Source organism: Lacihabitans sp. LS3-19, from assembly GCF_024343575.1.
Taxonomy (GTDB): Bacteria; Bacteroidota; Bacteroidia; order Cytophagales; family Spirosomataceae; genus Leadbetterella.
Genome location: NZ_RJUA01000121.1, coordinates 21782 through 37499 on the forward strand (window position 1 = coordinate 21782; position 15718 = coordinate 37499).

Below are 15718 nucleotides of genomic sequence, written 5' to 3' on the forward strand. Positions count from 1 at the left end.
AACTAATAAACATTTTATCCAATTAACACCTTATAAATTAGGATAAAACCCTTAATTTTGGATTTTCAAACAAACCAAACCCAATGTCTCAAAAGTTCGCGTTTACTATTTGTTCTATCAATTATCTGGCTCAAGCTCGTGTTTTGGCAGAATCATTAAAAAAGACCAATCCAGATTATGAATTTGTAATTGGCTTATGTGATAAAATAGACGGAAGTGGGGTGGATGTTTCAAAATTGTCTAATTTTAACCTCTTGGAAGTGCATAAAATAGGCATTGATGGTTTTGAAGAAATGTGTGACAGATATGATATAACAGAGCTAAATACTGCAATTAAGCCTTTTTATATAGATTATTTCTTCAAGTCTCGACCAGATATTGATTCAGTTATTTATTTTGACCCAGATATCGAGATTTTTGATAAATTGAAAGGTTTGGAGGAAGGCTTAGCCAACAATAATGTCATCCTTACACCTCATTTTTATACACCGATTTTTGACAAAAAGACCCGAACCGAACAGCAAATGTTCGTAAACGGTATCTATAATTTAGGTTTTCTGGCAGTCAGTCGCTCGGAGGAGACCGACAAATTTATGCATTGGTGGATGACCAAACTCAAAACTGAGTGCTACATGGATATCCAGAACGGAATGTTTGTAGATCAGTTGTATTGTAACATGGTGCCTTTGTATTTTGAAGGCGTTAAAATTGATAAATATCCTGGATATAATATTTCGTATTGGAACTTACATGAAAGGAACTTTACATTCGAAAACGGCAAATATTTTGTAAACGGCCAACCATTGGTTTTTTATCACTTTAGTGGAATAAATGTAAAAGATCCTCAAAATATTTCTCGTTGGCAAGATAGATTTGACCTTAACAATAGGCCAGATTTGGTGGAGATATTTAAAAGTTATAGAGCCCAACTAGCAAAAAACGAAAACGATTATTTCAGAACTATACGTTGTTTTTATCTGAAACCGGTGCCAGTTCCTCCTAAAAAAAGCTTTTTGAAAAAAGTATTGACTTCTAGCACTTTTAGGATTTATAATTTCTTCGATAAACTACCGATTTAAAGCATGGATATTCTATTAGTAACAGTGGTTTTTCCGTACCCAATCAATGATGGGGGGCGAAGTGGCACTTTTAAAATGATAGAATTTCTCCGAAAAAAACATAAAATTACTCTCGTTTGTCCATCGTGTACTGCTGAGAATCATCAAAAACTTGGTAAACTTTGGCCTAATGTAAAACTCTTGACTTTTAATAGCCCAGATATTGCCAGTGGCTTTAATATTAAGGGATTTATAAAAAGTCTCGCAGGAAAAAAGAAACCAACAAAGTTGGAGCAGTTTAAGCAAAATATGGTGCTGAATACTACGGATTTGGTAAAGTTTTATTTTGCAAATCTTATAGAATTGTTTCAAGCTGAATTGGCTTCAAAAACCTACGATTTGGTTCAGATTGACTTCATTGAGTTGGCTCCTTTGGTGCATTTTATGCCTAAAAACTTGCCGAAAATATTTGTCCATCATGAGCTTAGATATGTCCGAATGGCCCAAGAGTATGCGACCTTAGGTTATGAGGATTCTTCAGAAGAATGGAAAATTCAAAATACCAAAGTCTTAGAAATCGGTCTTTTGTCAAAATTTGATAAAGTGATTTGTCTTTCAAAAATTGATAAAGATACACTAGTTTCAGAAGGACTTGAAGAAGCTAAAGTTGAAGTTTCTCCATTACCTGTTGATATTAAAGAACATCCTATCAATCAGCCTTTTGAATTTAAAAATAGATTGGTGTTTTTAGGGCCTGACGTACATTTTCCTAACCTAGATGGAATGGATTGGTTTTTAAATAATTGTTGGATTAGCTTGCTAAAAAAACACCCAAACCTTCAATTGAGCATTACAGGTAAATGGTCAGAAGCAGCGAAAAAGATGTTTGTTCAATTTTCAAATTTGCATTTTGAAGGATTCGTGCCTGACCTTGCTGGATTGATGAAAGGCTCCATTATGATAATTCCCTTGAGGATTGGAAGTGGAATGCGTATGAAAATATTGGAAGGGGCTGCATGGCATGTACCGATGGTGAGTACATCAATAGGTGCCGAAGGATTACCAATGCTCAATCAAGAAAATTGCATTTTGGCTGATAGTTCAGTAGATTTTACAGAAGGTATTTTAAATCTTATAAAAGACGAAGCTCTTCAAAATAAATTGGTTAATGCCGCAAAAGAAATCATAAAGTCAGGCTACTCAATAGAAGAATGTGGGCAGATTAGAGAGCGGATTTATAATGAGATTTCAAGCAAATGATGATTTTATTCTTTTGCTAAAATGTCTTTCCATTTTTGAGATTCTGCATATTCTTTAATAATTTCATTTCTCTCAATTAGGAATTTTCTCAAGTAATTTTTCAAAAATAAAGAATCAGCTATCCTTCCTAATATTCCCAAAGGAGAGATATATTCAAAAATGTCGATCATTATAATAATATTGGCGGTCTCTGAGAATAGATGTTGATGTTTAAAACTTTTGAATATGCCTTTTTCCATTTCATCTATGAAAAATTGAGGTTTTTGCATTGAAGTAATTTTGGAGGTTAGCGTTTGATAAATTCCAAAATGTTTTGCTCTCCAGGTAACACTTTCATTTAAGTTTATTAAGCCTCCTTTTATTCCGGCAACTGCTTCTTCTTTAGTATTTTGTGTAGAAATTTTATGCAAATCTATACTTCTTGATAAATCGAAAACTATATCTATTTTTGAATTTATTTTTGTTGTTAATTCAATTGTGGGCATTTTTTTTAATTTTATTTCCCAAATACATCCTTTACCGCTTCCAAAAACTTCCTTCCGAACTTCTGACAAGGTTCTAAATGATTTCCTTCCGCCCATTCGTTCCAAGCATTAATAAATACAATTTGTTCGTCTTCAGGAAAATCCTTTACATCATTTTTTGCATCAATCAAGGAATCTTTAAAGTCCTCAACGTTTTGATTTCGAAGAACGATGGCATTGGATTTTTTACGTGCGGTATTGTCAAATCCAACCAATACACACGGAAAACCCTTGTATTTTATTTTATGAAGTTTTACGCGGTCTTTGTATTGTTTGTAATCATAAATCTTCAAACTAGTGCTCCAAATTCCTTGTAAAAGATTGCGAATAAACTTTTTAGGCGTAGGCCCGTCTATCCAAAATTCCGAAAGGACATTGTGCCTCGCTTGGAAATGAATGGCCATATCAAAGCCCAAATCATACGGATTTCTATCTGCATCATGTGAGTTAGATGCCACAAAATAAGGTTTTTCCACTCCATGAGCTTTGCATACTTCCTCAAAAATCGAGAATGTTTGTTGAGGATTGGGTAAGTCGTAAGGTTTGTAAATCAAAAACAAAGGTCTATTTCCGACTTTGATGTATCGCGGATCTTTGAAAGATTCAACCAACCATTCTGCATGAGCTCTATCATCTTCAGGGCTATATATTTGTGCAGCAAGAATATTGGCTTCTGCTTCAATGCCTTCCCATCTTCTCGACCAACTTTCGTTTGCCCAAAAATAACAAAACGGAAAGTCAGGTTTTTTATCCTTTAAAATAGCATCTATGGGTTCATGCATTAGCCTTTTTCCGTGAAACCAATAGTGATAATAGCAAAAACCATCAATATTGTATTCCTTCGCCAAATCAACCTGAGCTTGTCTAGTTTCAGGCAATCTAAGATCGTAAAAACCAAGGTCAGTGGGTAACTGCGGCTGATAGTGGTTCTTGAAAAGTTTTTGAGCAGAAGTTACATTGGTCCACTCCGTAAATCCCTTTCCCCACCATTCGTCGTTTTCAGGAAACGGGTGGAATTGAGGTAAATTTATTGCTAATACTTTAGGCATTTTTTCTTTTAAGCAAGTTCGTAATAAATGGAGGCAGAATTTGCCCCATCACCCAGTTGAAGTTTTTGGTCACTTTTACACCGTCATAGTTGTCGCGGTTAAAGTGCGTGCCTTTCGGAACTTCCTCGCCTGGTCTTGCTAAAAATAAAGTTGATTTTTTTCCTTTTATTATTTCATGTTCTGGTCTACCTACTGTGAAATAAAAAAGGCCTATTGACTTTCTTGTCATGTTTTCAGGACAATTTAGAACATCCGGAACACCATGATAGTTGTAGTCTGTTACGTCAAAAACGGCAAGTCTATTAAATATCGGTGCTATTTTTTGAACACAAGTCGTCATATCCGTATCCCAAAGTTCCAAATGGCCATTGTATTCGTCTAACCAGTTTTCGTTAAGGTAAATTATGGCATTTACACGTCTTGATAGATGGGGTAATTTGCCATGTTCATTAAAATCCGCATGAATTCCGAGTTTTCCGCCACGCTTTAGTTGATGCAAACCGCCGCCTAGGAAGTATGGGTCAGGCATAAGGTTTTTGATGCCTGTCAGTGTTTCTAAAAAGTATAAAAATGGGGCAGAATTAAACTGATAAAGCAACTGAGATGTGAAATCAGAAACTTTTTCTTCGCCTTGGGCTTCTAGTTTACCTTCAAAATAATTTTCATATTCTCTCCATATTTTTTTGTCAGGTGAAGGGAAGTCTTCCAAAACCTTTTTTAAAGGTTCAGGGTCCATGAAATTGTCTATGGCAATATGCGGAAAAGGCTTCGCATTTTTATATTCACTGGCTTTGGATAGGGCTAATTTTTCTAGGTCTGAAGTATTAAAATACAGTTTCATAAATTAAATAAAAATTATTTTTCCTTTTAAATATGGATTCTCGAAGCTTAAGGATTCTTGATTTATTTAGACAAGATTTATTGTGATAAATAAATTTGTGTAAAGATAAAGTATTTGTACAAAATACTGAAATGCTTTGCTTTTAATTTGAGTTTTGGGAGCTAAAAGACTTTTATGGTAATTCAGAATTTGAGTTAGCTGAATATTGTAGAATTTTGAAATATTAGTTGATTCTGTTAAATGTTCATTTTGAAAATCTCTAAATTGCAGAAAAATTTAGGCTTTGACATACATTTTTGACGCTATTCGGCTGCCAATTGGTAAAGCAAATGGAATTTATAAAAATATAATTCCAGAAGAGCTAATGGCTTTTGTCTTAAAAAATCTCCTTATTAGGAATAAATTATATTCCGAAAATATAGATGAAGTGATTTTGGCCAATGCTTTTGGAACTGGCGGTAATATGGCTCGATTTGCAGCACTTTCGGCTGGTTTTTCAATAGAGAATTCCGTTTTTACAATAGATTCACAGTGCTCAGGTGGTCTTAAATCCCTGGAAATTGCCAATGCGTATTTAACATCTGGAATGAAGAATTTGATAATTGCTGGAGGAATGGAAAGCAAGTCTTTTGCTCCCACAAAAGCCTACCAAAGTCAAGATCCAAGGTTTCAACTAGAAAATCCTTTTTTTTCTACCGCACAATTTAGCCCAAATCAAGAAAGTGAATTTCCATTAATAAAAGCTGCGGAAAATGTGGCCAATAAATATCAAATTTCAAAAGCCGAAATGTTAGAATGGGCAACAGCTTCGCATAAAAAAGCTTCCTCTGATTTTTCAAAAAATGCAGTTGAATCATTTGTTGTAAAAATAAATGAAAAGCATGAAGATCAATCTATTAAAGGAAATACAGATTTGGATAAATTGGCGACTGAAAATATGATTGACCGCACAGTTTCTGCTCATTATAATGATGGTGCTGCAGCTGTTTTAATTGGAAATGAAAATGAATTACTAAAGCCAATTGCTAAAATTTTGGCTGTAGAATCTGTTGGATGTTCACCTGTGTATGCCCAAGAAGGTGTAATAAATGCTACTGACAAGCTTCTAAAAGTTGCTAATTTAAAAATTCAAGAGATAGACTTGTTCGAGATAAATGAATCTTTTGCTCTAATTCCCCTTATTTTTGCAAAAGTTTTTGGCGTTGCAAAGGAAAAAATAAATGTTTTGGGTGGGAATTTGGCCCATGGGCATCCATTTGGGGCTTCTGGTACCATAAATCTGATACATCTTTTGGCTAGTTTAAAACTTAAAAACAAAAAAGTAGGTTTAGTAGCCATACCAGCTGCTGGAGGACAGGCTACCGCAATGTTGGTCGAAAAATTATAAAATGTTATTAGAAAAATTTAAACATTTTGAATTAAATAAAATCGCTCTGAAAGGAAGCGGATTTAGTTTTTCTTATGCTCAAGTTTTAGAAATAATAAAATCAAGAGCGGGCTTTTTCCAAAAAAGAAATGAAACTTTTTTGCTGTGTCATACCCTTGAAATAGAGAATTTGTTGAATTTTCTGGCCATTATGGCTGCAGGTAAAAAGGCGGTAATGGGAGGAAAGAGCTTGGATTTTAATCAAAAAGACAGCTTTTCAAAGCAACATAATCTAAAAATCATCGACTTTGTTCCTGTATCTGAACAAAGAACTGAGGATTTCGAAAAACCTAAACCTTCGGATTTGTTTTTGGGAGTTTTGAGTTCGGGTACAAGTGGTCAATCCAAACTCATTTGGAAAGATTATCAAGCATGGTTTTCTGCTTTTCCACATCAATCTACGATATTTGGACTGAATCAGGAAGACAATGTTTTCGTTTTGGATGCATTGGCATATTCTGCGAATTTAAATACCATATTGCATGCTCTATGGTTAGGCTTAAGTGTGTTTTTAGGTAAAATTTCGGAGGCTTCAAAGTGGCAAGAGGAGATGGTGAAAAACGACATAAGTTCAGTTTTTTTGGTGCCATCGCATATTCGGCTTTTAATGGCTAATCATTCTGCCGAAATACCTAGATTAAAATCATTGGTTTCTGCGGGAGAAAAGTTAGATGCTAAACTTGCTCAGTCTATTTTAATTAAATTTGAAGGTGTTTTGCTCACTGAATATTACGGAGCGGCCGAGTTGGGTCATATTTCGTATATCCAAAATCAAGATATAATTAATCATCCAACTTCAGTTGGTAAAGCCTTTCCAGAAGTTGAAATCAAACTAAAAGAAAACAAAATTTGGGTAGAAAGTCCTTATGTTTCGCCTAATTATAGAGCCAATGCTACAGTTTCTGACTTTGGTGAAATAGATACAGATGGTTTCTTATATGTTTTGGGACGAGAAGGTCGAATGTTTAATAGACGAGGACTCAATATTTTTGCTGAGGAAATCGAAAATTCTGCTCTTTTACATCCATTTGTTTTAGAAGCAGTTGCTATTTCTAGCCCAAATCGCGAGCATTCAATCGATTTAATTGTAGTCAAGAAAGAGCCAATTTCTAAATCTGAACTTCGAGATTTTCTCATCAAGAAATTACCACAAAACAAACTTCCCAATAGAATTTTATTCAAAGAGTCTTTGCCAAGAAATCCATCTGGCAAAATAGACATAAAAGCACTTTCAAAAAGACCTGTCGAAGAAGAGATTTTTGCATAAAACTGCTTTTTTTAAAATTCTTAGATCATAAGAAACTGATTTTAAGATATTTTCATATTTTTCCTTTACAATGGAAGGAATCTTTTTCTTGTTTTTTATTTAAAATTCCAAAAATGAAATTTCTTTTTACTATACTTTTTTGTCTCGTTTTTTCTTTTTCTCAAGCTCAGGATTCTACTCAAATCGATTTGTCAGAACTTACTGTTACGGCTAATATTAACAAAACAGAACTCAAAAATGTTGGCAGAAATATCACGATAATAGACCAAAAAACTATCAAAGAATCTCCAGTAAAGACTTTAGATGGTATTTTGCAATATGCTCTCAATGTGGATGTTAGATCAAGGTCTTCTTTTGGTGTTCAGGCAGATATAAGTATTCGGGGCGGAAATTTTGACCAGACCTTGATATTGGTAGATGGCGTAAAAGTTAATGATCCGCAAACTGGTCACCATAGTTTGAATATTCCTGTGCCGTTTAGTATGATTGAAAAGATTGAAATATTGCAAGGTGGTGCCTCAAGGGTTTTTGGGCCGAGTGCTTTTGCTGGTGTTGTTAACATTATCACCAAAAAAGTCTCAAAAAACACATTGTCTCTTCAAGCTGTTGGTGGTCAGTACAATATGCAAAATTTGGGAATTAATGCTGGTGGTGTTTTTAATCAAAATTCTATTGGTTTAGCATTTGATTACCTAAAAAATGATGGTTACGCACCTAATACTTCCGTAAATAAAAAGACTTTCTCTGGTTCAATTGGACATATTTATAATAAAGGTTCTTTGGATTTTTCTGTTGGTAATTTAAGCAATCATTTCGGTGCTTCTAACTTTTACCATCCCAAATTTTATAATCAATATGAGGAGGTGGAAGCTTGGTTAAATAATTTGACGTGGAAACATAAGTTTTCTAAAAATCTAACAGGTGTTTTCATGGCCAATTATCGTCAGCATCATGATTTGTACGATTTTGATAATTATAGAAATACTGAAAAGCTTTCATCCGTAAATTTTCATAAAACAGATGTGATAGATATTGAATGGAAATTTAAATATTTCTCAAAGTTTGGTCAAAGTGCCTTTGGAGCTGAATACCGCAAAGAGTCGGTTTTATCAAACCGATTAGGAGATAATTTGGGAGAAAATATTGCCATTGAAGGTCATGAGGGTGTTTTTTACACAAAAGCAAAAAGTCGCGACAATACTAGTTTTTTTTTAGAACAGCTCAAAAATATTGGAAAACTGAGTTTGGCAATTGGAACGCTTGCTAATTACAACTCGAGTTTTGGTTTGTCTTTTTATCCAGGTATGGATATTAATTATTTGTATTCAAAAAACATTTCGGTTTATGGATCATTAAATCGGTCTCTCCGCTATCCAACTTTTACTGAGCTGTATCTCAATACTGCTACAGTCAAAGCTGATCCGAATTTAAAACCTGAGAAAGCTTTGAATTTAGAATTAGGCTTAAAATATTTAAAAGAAAGATATTCAGCTACTTATGCTGTGTTTTATAGAAAAACTTCCGATGCTATTGATAAAGTTAAAAGGCCTGAAATGCCTGTGCCAACTATAGAAAATATTAACAATATCAATATGTTTGGTTTAGAATTAAGTCAAAACTATGCTTTCTCCAAAGATGCAAAATTTATTGAGAAAATCAGTTTTAATTATGCATTCTTGAAAGCTGACAGAAAAGAGGAAGGGTTTCAATCTTTTTATACCCTAAATTATTTGAAACATAAGCTTTCGTTTGGCGTTTTTTTAGAACCTATAAAAAACACTCAGTTAAGTATTTGGTATACCTTAAAAAGTAGAGCTGGAAACTATCAATGGGATAACAATTCTCCTCTTTTAGCCTATCCTGAGGTGCATTTGGTGGATTTAAGGCTTAATAAAAACTTTAAAAAAATACGGGCATTTGGCGATGTCACCAATTTGCTCAATAAACAATATTTTGAATATGGATTTGTTGCTTTGCCAGGCAGATGGATATCTGTAGGAATAAATGCTGATTTTTAATTAGTTTTCAAGATTTTGATGGTAATTTTGCACCGTGAACAATACTTATTAGAATGATTCAGATCACAAGAAGAGAGACTTTTAATGCTGCCCACAGGCTTTATAATCCTAAATGGACCAAAGAGAAGAATTTTGAAGTGTTTGGCCCTTGTTCCAGAATTCATGGCCACAATTGGGAGCTTTTTGTAACTGTAGAAGGTGAAGTGCAGGAAGATACAGGGTTTGTAATAGACCTTAAATTGCTTCGAGATATTATGCGTGAGCATATTGTCAATAAAGTTGACCATACTTATCTCAATGAGGATGTTGATTTTTTGAGTGGTCAATTGCCAAGTACTGAGAACTTTGCAATAGCTATTTGGAAGATTTTATATCCAATTCTTATGGATAATTATGGTGTTGTTTTAGCAAAAATTAAACTTACAGAGACAGATAACCACTTTGTGGAATATTATGGAAAATAGCCTTTTTCTATGAAATATTTTATAATTGCAGGCGAAAAATCAGGCGACATGCATGCTGCCAATCTTTGTGAAGAGATTTTCAGAAATGATGATTCGGCTGAAATTATAGGTTGGGGTGGAGAAAGTATGGAAGCTCAAGGCGTAAAAGTGCTAAAAAATTATAGAGAATTGGCTTTTATGGGTTTTTTGGAAGTAATCAAAAACCTTTTTACGATTCTTGGTTTCTTAAAATTAGCAAAAAAACAAATTTTGGATTTTCAGCCTGATATATTGATTTTGGTTGATTATGCTGGCTTTAATCTAAAAATAGCCAAATGGGCAAAGAAAGAGAATTTCAAAATTGCCTACTATATTGCCCCAAAAGCATGGGCTTGGCAAGAGTCTAGAGCCAAATTATTGCAGAAATATGTAGATTTGGTTTTGGTTATTTTTCCTTTTGAAAAACCTTTTTTTGAAAATTATGGCATAAAAACTGTTTTTGTAGGAAATCCGCTTTTTGACCAAATCAGATATTTTGAAAAAGAGCAAGATTTTAAAGAGAGAAATGGTCTCAATCAAAAGCCAATCATTGCATTGTTGCCAGGAAGTAGAAAGCAAGAAATAGAAAAAATGCTAAGTCAAATGTCAGAATTAGCTAAAAATATGCCTGAATTTCAGTGGCTTGTAGCTGGAGTTTCTGATTTTGATGCTGAGTTTTATTATAGTTTTGGAAATGAATTTAAACTGATTTTCAACAAAACTTACGACATTTTATCAATTGCTACCGCAGCAGTAGTTACGTCTGGAACTGCCACTCTTGAAACGGCCCTTTTTAAAGTTCCTCAAGTAGTGGTTTATCGTACGAGTAATTTTAGCTATCAGATAGCCAAAAGATTGGTGAAAATTAAGTATATTTCATTGGTCAATTTGGTGGGGGAAAAAGCTGTAGTGAAAGAATTGATTCAAGATGAGTACTCGATTGAAAATACAAAAGCAGAACTAGAAAAGTTGATTTTTGATAATAAATACAGAGAAAATCAGTTAATGGAATACGATAGAATTATAAAAAAATTAGGCACTGCGGGAGCTTCTAAAAATGCCGCGATAGAAATTTTAAAAATAAAATAATTATTTAGAATGAAGAGTTTAGGCTTATTGTTTTTGGGTGTCTTGTTGGTGTTTTCTTGCAAAAAAGATCCTGTGGTAACAGTTGAAAAATCAACTTTAGAGTATCTTACAGGCACATCTTCAAAAAAATGGATAGTAACTGAAGGAATAGTTTCTTTTGAAGGTACTCAATTGAACCTTGTAGCCAACCAACCACCTTGTATTACAGACAATGTCTTGGTGCTTAATACTAACAAAACTTATGAATTAAATGAGGGAGCATCTAAATGCGACCCTTCTAAAGATCCTGATGTAATAATTAAAGCCAATTGGAGTTTGGTTGAAGAACCAAAAACGATAACTATTGACAAGTTTATTTTCTTGGGTTATGTTTTAGAAAATTCAAAGTTTCTAATTACTAGTATAGATGACAACAAGTTTGTAGGAGAAACAGAAGTTACATTACAAGGAAAAACCTACAAAGCCAACATTACTTTTTCGAAAGTAAACTAATTATTTATATTTGTTCTAAACAATCCGAACATATTTGTCGATTTTTGTGTTAGAATTGAATACCGAAAATCATTTTTAGATGAGCAAAGACATGGATTTGTTGGAGGAATTAACCACCTCCGACTATAAATATGGGTTTTATACAGACATTGAAGCAGACGAAGCTCCTCCAGGCTTAAGTGAGGACATCGTAAGATTTATTTCTGCAAAAAAGAAAGAACCGCAATGGATGCTTGATTTGAGATTAGCGGCATACCAGGAATGGTTAAAAATGATAGAACCTACTTGGGCCAATGTGCATTATATAAAACCTGATTTTCAGGCGATTAAATACTATTCTGCCCCAAAGCAAAAAGTTACTATCAATAGCTTGGATGAAGTTGACCCTGAATTGAGAAAGACTTTCGAGAGATTGGGGATTTCTCTAAAAGAACAAGAAAGACTAACTGGTGTGGCTGTTGATGCGGTTATAGACTCTGTGTCTGTTGCGACTACTTTTAGGGCTAAATTGGGCGAAATGGGTATCATTTTCTGTTCAATTTCAGAAGCCATTCATGATCATCCTGATTTGATTAAGAAGTATTTGGGTTCAGTTGTTCCTGTTAAAGATAATTTTTATTCTGCATTAAACGCAGCCGTTTTTTCTGACGGTTCGTTTTGTTATATCCCAAAAGGCGTTCGTTGTCCAATGGAGCTTTCCACTTACTTCCGTATAAACGCTGCAGGAACAGGTCAGTTTGAGCGTACGCTTATTGTGGCTGACGAAGGTTCTTATGTTAGTTATTTGGAAGGTTGCACCGCACCGAGTAGAGACGAAAATCAATTGCACGCTGCTGTAGTTGAGATTTTCTGTCATGAAAATGCCGAAGTTAAGTATTCAACTGTACAAAACTGGTATCCAGGCGATAAAGAAGGTAAAGGTGGTGTTTATAATTTTGTTACAAAAAGAGGAATCTGTTTTGGAGATAATTCAAAAATATCTTGGACACAAGTAGAAACAGGCTCTGCAGTTACTTGGAAATACCCTTCAGTTATTCTAAAAGGGGATAATTCGATAGGTGAGTTTTATTCAGTAGCCGTAACGAACAACTACCAACAAGCTGATACAGGTACCAAAATGATACATTTGGGTAAAAACACCAAAAGTAGAATTGTGTCTAAAGGTATTTCGGCTGGAAGAAGTCAAAACTCTTACAGAGGCCTTGTAGAAATATCGAAACGAGCTACAAATGCTAGAAATCACTCCCAGTGCGACTCTATGCTTCTGGGCGATAGATGCGGAGCTCATACTTTCCCATATATTGAGTGTAATAACTCTACTGCTACAGTAGAGCACGAAGCCACGACCTCAAAAATCGGAGAAGATCAGTTGTTTTATTGTAATCAACGCGGTATCGACTCAGAAACTGCTGTTGCTTTGATTATCAATGGTTATGCTAAAGAAGTTTTAAATCAACTACCAATGGAGTTTGCCGTGGAGGCACAAAAGCTTTTGGCGATTTCGCTCGAGGGTTCTGTTGGTTGATATTATTAATATATTTATTCAAGAAAGCTGCCTTTTGGCAGCTTTTTTGTTTTACAGCAAATATGAAAAAGCTATTGAGTGTTTTGTTTTGGTGGTTTTTATTTGGTTCAGCTTTTGCACAAGAGCAAGCCAAAATAAAAATCGCCATTATGGGCACCTTTCATTTTGGCGAATCATCTGATTATATAAGTTTGTCTCATCCGGATTTGCTAACTAGAAAAGGGCAAAGAGAAATTGATCATTTGGTGAAAAAATTAGCCAAGTTTTATCCAAATAAGATTTTTGTGGAAAATACGCCTGATACACAAAGTTTTTGGGACAATGTGTATGCTGATTTTAAAAATGGCAAAGAACCGCAAAGCTCTGAAATATTAAATAATGAGGTTTTTCAAATCGGAATTAAACTGGCAAATGAGATAAATGACCCTTTTGGGGTAATTTGTGTCAACTACCTTCAGCCTGAGCAAAGTGGAGGTTTGAAAACTTCGAAAAGCCCACTAGATACTTTATATACTTTGTATTCTAGTATGTTGCAGCGGCAAAAGCCAGACCTTGGGCAGTTTTTTGTTCAAAATCCATTGGTCAAGCAATCACTTGATAATTTTGTAAAAGACAATAAAGAATGGTCAAAGCATTCGCTTGAAAAGCACATCTTGGAATTGAATAGTGTTGAGTCTTTAAATACGCTTCATTATCTAAATATTACCTCTTGGATGGACCAAAATCCGAATGGGGTAGGAGCTGAGCTTACTTCAAAGGAATATTTTAGAAATGCTAAAATCCTACAAAATATTCTACATAAAATAAATCCTTATGATAAGCATATTTTGATAATAATCGGTGCAGCACATGTAAAGCCACTTCAAGATATGATTTCAGCACACCCATTATTAGAAATTGTAAAAATAGAAGACTTGTTGAAAAAATAGACAAAAAGTTTTTTATTTAAGACAAATGTCGTATATTTGGTTTGAAAATATAAAATATATGAGTGTTTCAATATTAGAGGATGTATTTGTGGCTTATGGTGAGCCGGTTATTCCTAGTTCGGTTTTTGATATTATCAATACCGTAAGAGAAGGTTTAAAATATACAATATTCCAAAAAATAGCCAAAAAGATGCCCTTCACAATGGTAGAATGGTCACAATATCTTCATATTTCTGATCGTACGATGTTGCGTTATAAAAACGACAATGCAGCTTTTGATGCTTTACAATCTGATAAGATTTTTCAGCTATCCTTACTTTATGATAAAGGCGTTGAAGTTTTTGGAGAGGGTGCTTTCTTTAATATTTGGTTAGATACCAATAATATAGCCTTAGGCGGTGCGAAGCCTAAAGAATTGTTAGATAATTCATTCGGCATTAATCTTCTAAATGATGAGCTGCTTAGGATAGAGCACGGTGTTTTAGCATGATAGTATTCAGATTAAGCAAGTCGCGGTTTTCCAAAGATTTAAGTGGAAGAGGAGCTGAATTGGCTGGAGGTAGGTGGAATAGTAAAGGTCTACCAATGCTTTATACCTCCTCATCAAGAGCATTATGTACTGCTGAGATTGCAGTCCATAGTCCATTGGGTATTGTACCGATGGATTATGAAATTATAGAAATTGAAATTCCTGATAGTTCTATTCAAATTATTCAAGTAAATCAACTGCCAGGCAATTGGAAACAGTTCCCCCATCAGAATTTTACCAAAAAACTGGGTGATGAATTTCTGAAAAATAATGAATTTCTTGTATTAAAAGTGCCATCCGCAGTAGTTTCGGGAGATTTTAACTATTTAATAAATCCATTTCATACTATTTTTTCGGAAATAAAAATTATTAAAATCGAACCTTTTGAGTTTGACAGAAGGCTTTTTGTTCGATAAAGTTTAGCTTTTACAAATCTAAATTGTTGACATTTTTTACTTCATTGCTCAATGAACATAGCTTCCTGCATTAAAATCTATTGTGCTTCCTGTAGCGTGATCCATCAAACCAGATGCTATTAATGTAACCGTAGAGGCAATGTGCTCAGGTAGTGTGAGTTCGTTTAATGATAATTCTTTTAAAATACTTTCTTCGCCATGCGTGGCTATAAAACTTTCTGCCATTGCTGTTTTAGTAAAGCCTGGGGCAATAATAAAAGACTTAATATTGTATTTTCCGAAAGATCTGGCAACGGTTCTGCCCAATGAAACCAAACCGCCTTTAGAGGCTGCATAAGCTAAATAATCTTCGGTTTCGCCTCGGAATGCCGCTCTGGAAGCAATATAAACCATAGTACCACTATTATTGCTTTTGAAATGTTGCAAACCAAGATGTGTCAAAATACCAACTGAATGAAGATTGATGTTCATGGTTTTATGCCAAATTTTCATCCAATTCTCATTGCTATCTTCTACTATGTGTTCCTTAAATATCCCGGCATTGTGTACTATCATGTCAATTTTACCCATTTGATTTACTACCTCCTCAAAAAATCGCAAAACTTCTGTTTCTTGACTTAAGTCGGCTTGAAATATTTTTGAATTATTACCTTCTTTTAAAAGGTTAAGGGCACCTTTTTCTCCATGATTATAATGTATCGCAACTTCGGCACCTGCCTTTATTAAGCTTTCGGCAAGTGCATAGCCGATACCACTTGAAGCTCCTGTTACAATTATTTTTTTATCTCTTAAATCAATTTGCATACTTTTGTG

16 protein-coding genes are annotated in these 15718 nt (G+C 34.2%); 12 read left to right on the plus strand and 4 right to left on the minus strand.

Annotated features, from left to right (window positions below; all coding sequences use genetic code 11):
- Window positions 1-83 precede the first annotated feature (83 nt).
- Window positions 84-1079, plus strand: a complete 996-nt coding sequence (locus EGI22_RS18935) for a glycosyl transferase (protein ID WP_255070015.1) — start codon at window positions 84-86, stop codon at window positions 1077-1079.
- 3 nt (window positions 1080-1082) lie between these two features.
- Window positions 1083-2318 carry a glycosyltransferase family 4 protein gene (locus tag EGI22_RS18940; RefSeq protein WP_255070016.1) on the plus strand — a complete coding sequence of 412 codons (1236 nt, stop codon included), beginning with the start codon at window positions 1083-1085 and terminating at the stop codon, window positions 2316-2318.
- A 5-nt stretch (window positions 2319-2323) separates the two neighbouring features.
- Here EGI22_RS18940 and EGI22_RS18945 read toward each other — a convergent pair whose 3' ends face one another.
- Genes EGI22_RS18945 through EGI22_RS18955 form a run of 3 tightly spaced genes read right to left on the minus strand, consistent with a single transcriptional unit; the run spans window position 2324 to window position 4732 of the window.
- Window positions 2324-2803, minus strand: a complete 480-nt coding sequence (locus EGI22_RS18945) for an SRPBCC family protein (RefSeq protein ID WP_255070017.1) — start codon at window positions 2801-2803, stop codon at window positions 2324-2326.
- Between the two features lie 11 nt (window positions 2804-2814).
- Window positions 2815-3891, minus strand: a complete 1077-nt coding sequence (locus EGI22_RS18950; RefSeq protein WP_255070018.1) for a glycoside hydrolase family 99-like domain-containing protein — start codon at window positions 3889-3891, stop codon at window positions 2815-2817.
- A complete protein-coding gene (locus EGI22_RS18955) occupies window positions 3884-4732 on the minus strand; it encodes a 2OG-Fe(II) oxygenase (RefSeq protein ID WP_255070019.1) in 849 nt (282 codons plus the stop codon). Before EGI22_RS18955 ends, EGI22_RS18950 begins: the two co-directional genes overlap by 8 nt.
- Before the next feature lie 283 nt (window positions 4733-5015).
- On the opposite strand from EGI22_RS18955, the gene EGI22_RS18960 reads away from it, so the two are divergent.
- The 10 genes from EGI22_RS18960 (at window position 5016) to EGI22_RS19005 (ending at window position 14905) form a co-directional block, all read left to right on the plus strand.
- Window positions 5016-6119: a thiolase family protein gene (locus tag EGI22_RS18960; RefSeq protein ID WP_255070020.1), complete on the plus strand. Its 1104-nt coding sequence runs from the start codon at window positions 5016-5018 to the stop codon at window positions 6117-6119.
- 1 nt (window position 6120) lies between these two features.
- Entirely contained in the window at window positions 6121-7425 is a 1305-nt protein-coding gene (locus EGI22_RS18965; RefSeq protein ID WP_255070021.1) for an AMP-binding protein, read from the plus strand.
- A 113-nt stretch (window positions 7426-7538) separates the two neighbouring features.
- Window positions 7539-9443, plus strand: a complete 1905-nt coding sequence (locus EGI22_RS18970; protein ID WP_255070022.1) for a TonB-dependent siderophore receptor — start codon at window positions 7539-7541, stop codon at window positions 9441-9443.
- 53 nt (window positions 9444-9496) lie between these two features.
- Window positions 9497-9907, plus strand: coding sequence for a 6-carboxytetrahydropterin synthase (locus EGI22_RS18975; RefSeq protein WP_255070023.1), 411 nt, complete (start codon window positions 9497-9499; stop codon window positions 9905-9907).
- A gap of 9 nt (window positions 9908-9916) precedes the next feature.
- Complete coding sequence (lpxB, locus tag EGI22_RS18980) at window positions 9917-11014, plus strand: lipid-A-disaccharide synthase (RefSeq protein ID WP_255070024.1); 1098 nt, start codon at window positions 9917-9919, stop codon at window positions 11012-11014.
- A gap of 9 nt (window positions 11015-11023) precedes the next feature.
- Entirely contained in the window at window positions 11024-11506 is a 483-nt protein-coding gene (locus EGI22_RS18985) for a hypothetical protein (RefSeq protein WP_255070025.1), read from the plus strand.
- Window positions 11507-11585: 79 nt separating this feature from the next.
- Window positions 11586-13031 (plus strand): Fe-S cluster assembly protein SufB, encoded by a 1446-nt coding sequence (gene sufB / locus EGI22_RS18990; protein WP_255070026.1) that lies wholly within the window; start codon window positions 11586-11588, stop codon window positions 13029-13031.
- 62 nt (window positions 13032-13093) lie between these two features.
- Complete coding sequence (locus EGI22_RS18995) at window positions 13094-13960, plus strand: DUF5694 domain-containing protein (protein ID WP_255070027.1); 867 nt, start codon at window positions 13094-13096, stop codon at window positions 13958-13960.
- Between the two features lie 58 nt (window positions 13961-14018).
- A complete protein-coding gene (locus tag EGI22_RS19000) occupies window positions 14019-14450 on the plus strand; it encodes an antitoxin Xre/MbcA/ParS toxin-binding domain-containing protein (protein WP_255070028.1) in 432 nt (143 codons plus the stop codon).
- A complete protein-coding gene (locus tag EGI22_RS19005) occupies window positions 14447-14905 on the plus strand; it encodes an RES family NAD+ phosphorylase (RefSeq protein WP_255070029.1) in 459 nt (152 codons plus the stop codon). Before EGI22_RS19000 ends, EGI22_RS19005 begins: the two co-directional genes overlap by 4 nt.
- A 48-nt stretch (window positions 14906-14953) precedes the next feature.
- Here the strand turns inward: EGI22_RS19005 and EGI22_RS19010 are convergent, their stop codons facing one another.
- Complete coding sequence (locus EGI22_RS19010; RefSeq protein ID WP_255070030.1) at window positions 14954-15709, minus strand: SDR family NAD(P)-dependent oxidoreductase; 756 nt, start codon at window positions 15707-15709, stop codon at window positions 14954-14956.
- Between the last annotated feature and the right edge of the window lie 9 nt (window positions 15710-15718).

What these genes read in the sequence shown, in the direction of transcription:
- EGI22_RS18935 (WP_255070015.1), top strand. Translation starts at nt 84, where the DNA reads ATGTCTCAAAAGTTCGCGTTTACTATTTGTTCTATCAATTATCTGGCT.
- EGI22_RS18940 (WP_255070016.1), top strand. Translation starts at nt 1,083, where the DNA reads ATGGATATTCTATTAGTAACAGTGGTTTTTCCGTACCCAATCAATGAT.
- EGI22_RS18945 (WP_255070017.1), bottom strand. Translation starts at nt 2,803, where the DNA reads ATGCCCACAATTGAATTAACAACAAAAATAAATTCAAAAATAGATATA.
- EGI22_RS18950 (WP_255070018.1), bottom strand. Translation starts at nt 3,891, where the DNA reads ATGCCTAAAGTATTAGCAATAAATTTACCTCAATTCCACCCGTTTCCT.
- EGI22_RS18955 (WP_255070019.1), bottom strand. Translation starts at nt 4,732, where the DNA reads ATGAAACTGTATTTTAATACTTCAGACCTAGAAAAATTAGCCCTATCC.
- EGI22_RS18965 (WP_255070021.1), top strand. Translation starts at nt 6,121, where the DNA reads ATGTTATTAGAAAAATTTAAACATTTTGAATTAAATAAAATCGCTCTG.
- EGI22_RS18970 (WP_255070022.1), top strand. Translation starts at nt 7,539, where the DNA reads ATGAAATTTCTTTTTACTATACTTTTTTGTCTCGTTTTTTCTTTTTCT.
- EGI22_RS18975 (WP_255070023.1), top strand. Translation starts at nt 9,497, where the DNA reads ATGATTCAGATCACAAGAAGAGAGACTTTTAATGCTGCCCACAGGCTT.
- lpxB (WP_255070024.1), top strand. Translation starts at nt 9,917, where the DNA reads ATGAAATATTTTATAATTGCAGGCGAAAAATCAGGCGACATGCATGCT.
- EGI22_RS18985 (WP_255070025.1), top strand. Translation starts at nt 11,024, where the DNA reads ATGAAGAGTTTAGGCTTATTGTTTTTGGGTGTCTTGTTGGTGTTTTCT.
- sufB (WP_255070026.1), top strand. Translation starts at nt 11,586, where the DNA reads ATGAGCAAAGACATGGATTTGTTGGAGGAATTAACCACCTCCGACTAT.
- EGI22_RS18995 (WP_255070027.1), top strand. Translation starts at nt 13,094, where the DNA reads ATGAAAAAGCTATTGAGTGTTTTGTTTTGGTGGTTTTTATTTGGTTCA.
- EGI22_RS19000 (WP_255070028.1), top strand. Translation starts at nt 14,019, where the DNA reads ATGAGTGTTTCAATATTAGAGGATGTATTTGTGGCTTATGGTGAGCCG.
- EGI22_RS19005 (WP_255070029.1), top strand. Translation starts at nt 14,447, where the DNA reads ATGATAGTATTCAGATTAAGCAAGTCGCGGTTTTCCAAAGATTTAAGT.
- EGI22_RS19010 (WP_255070030.1), bottom strand. Translation starts at nt 15,709, where the DNA reads ATGCAAATTGATTTAAGAGATAAAAAAATAATTGTAACAGGAGCTTCA.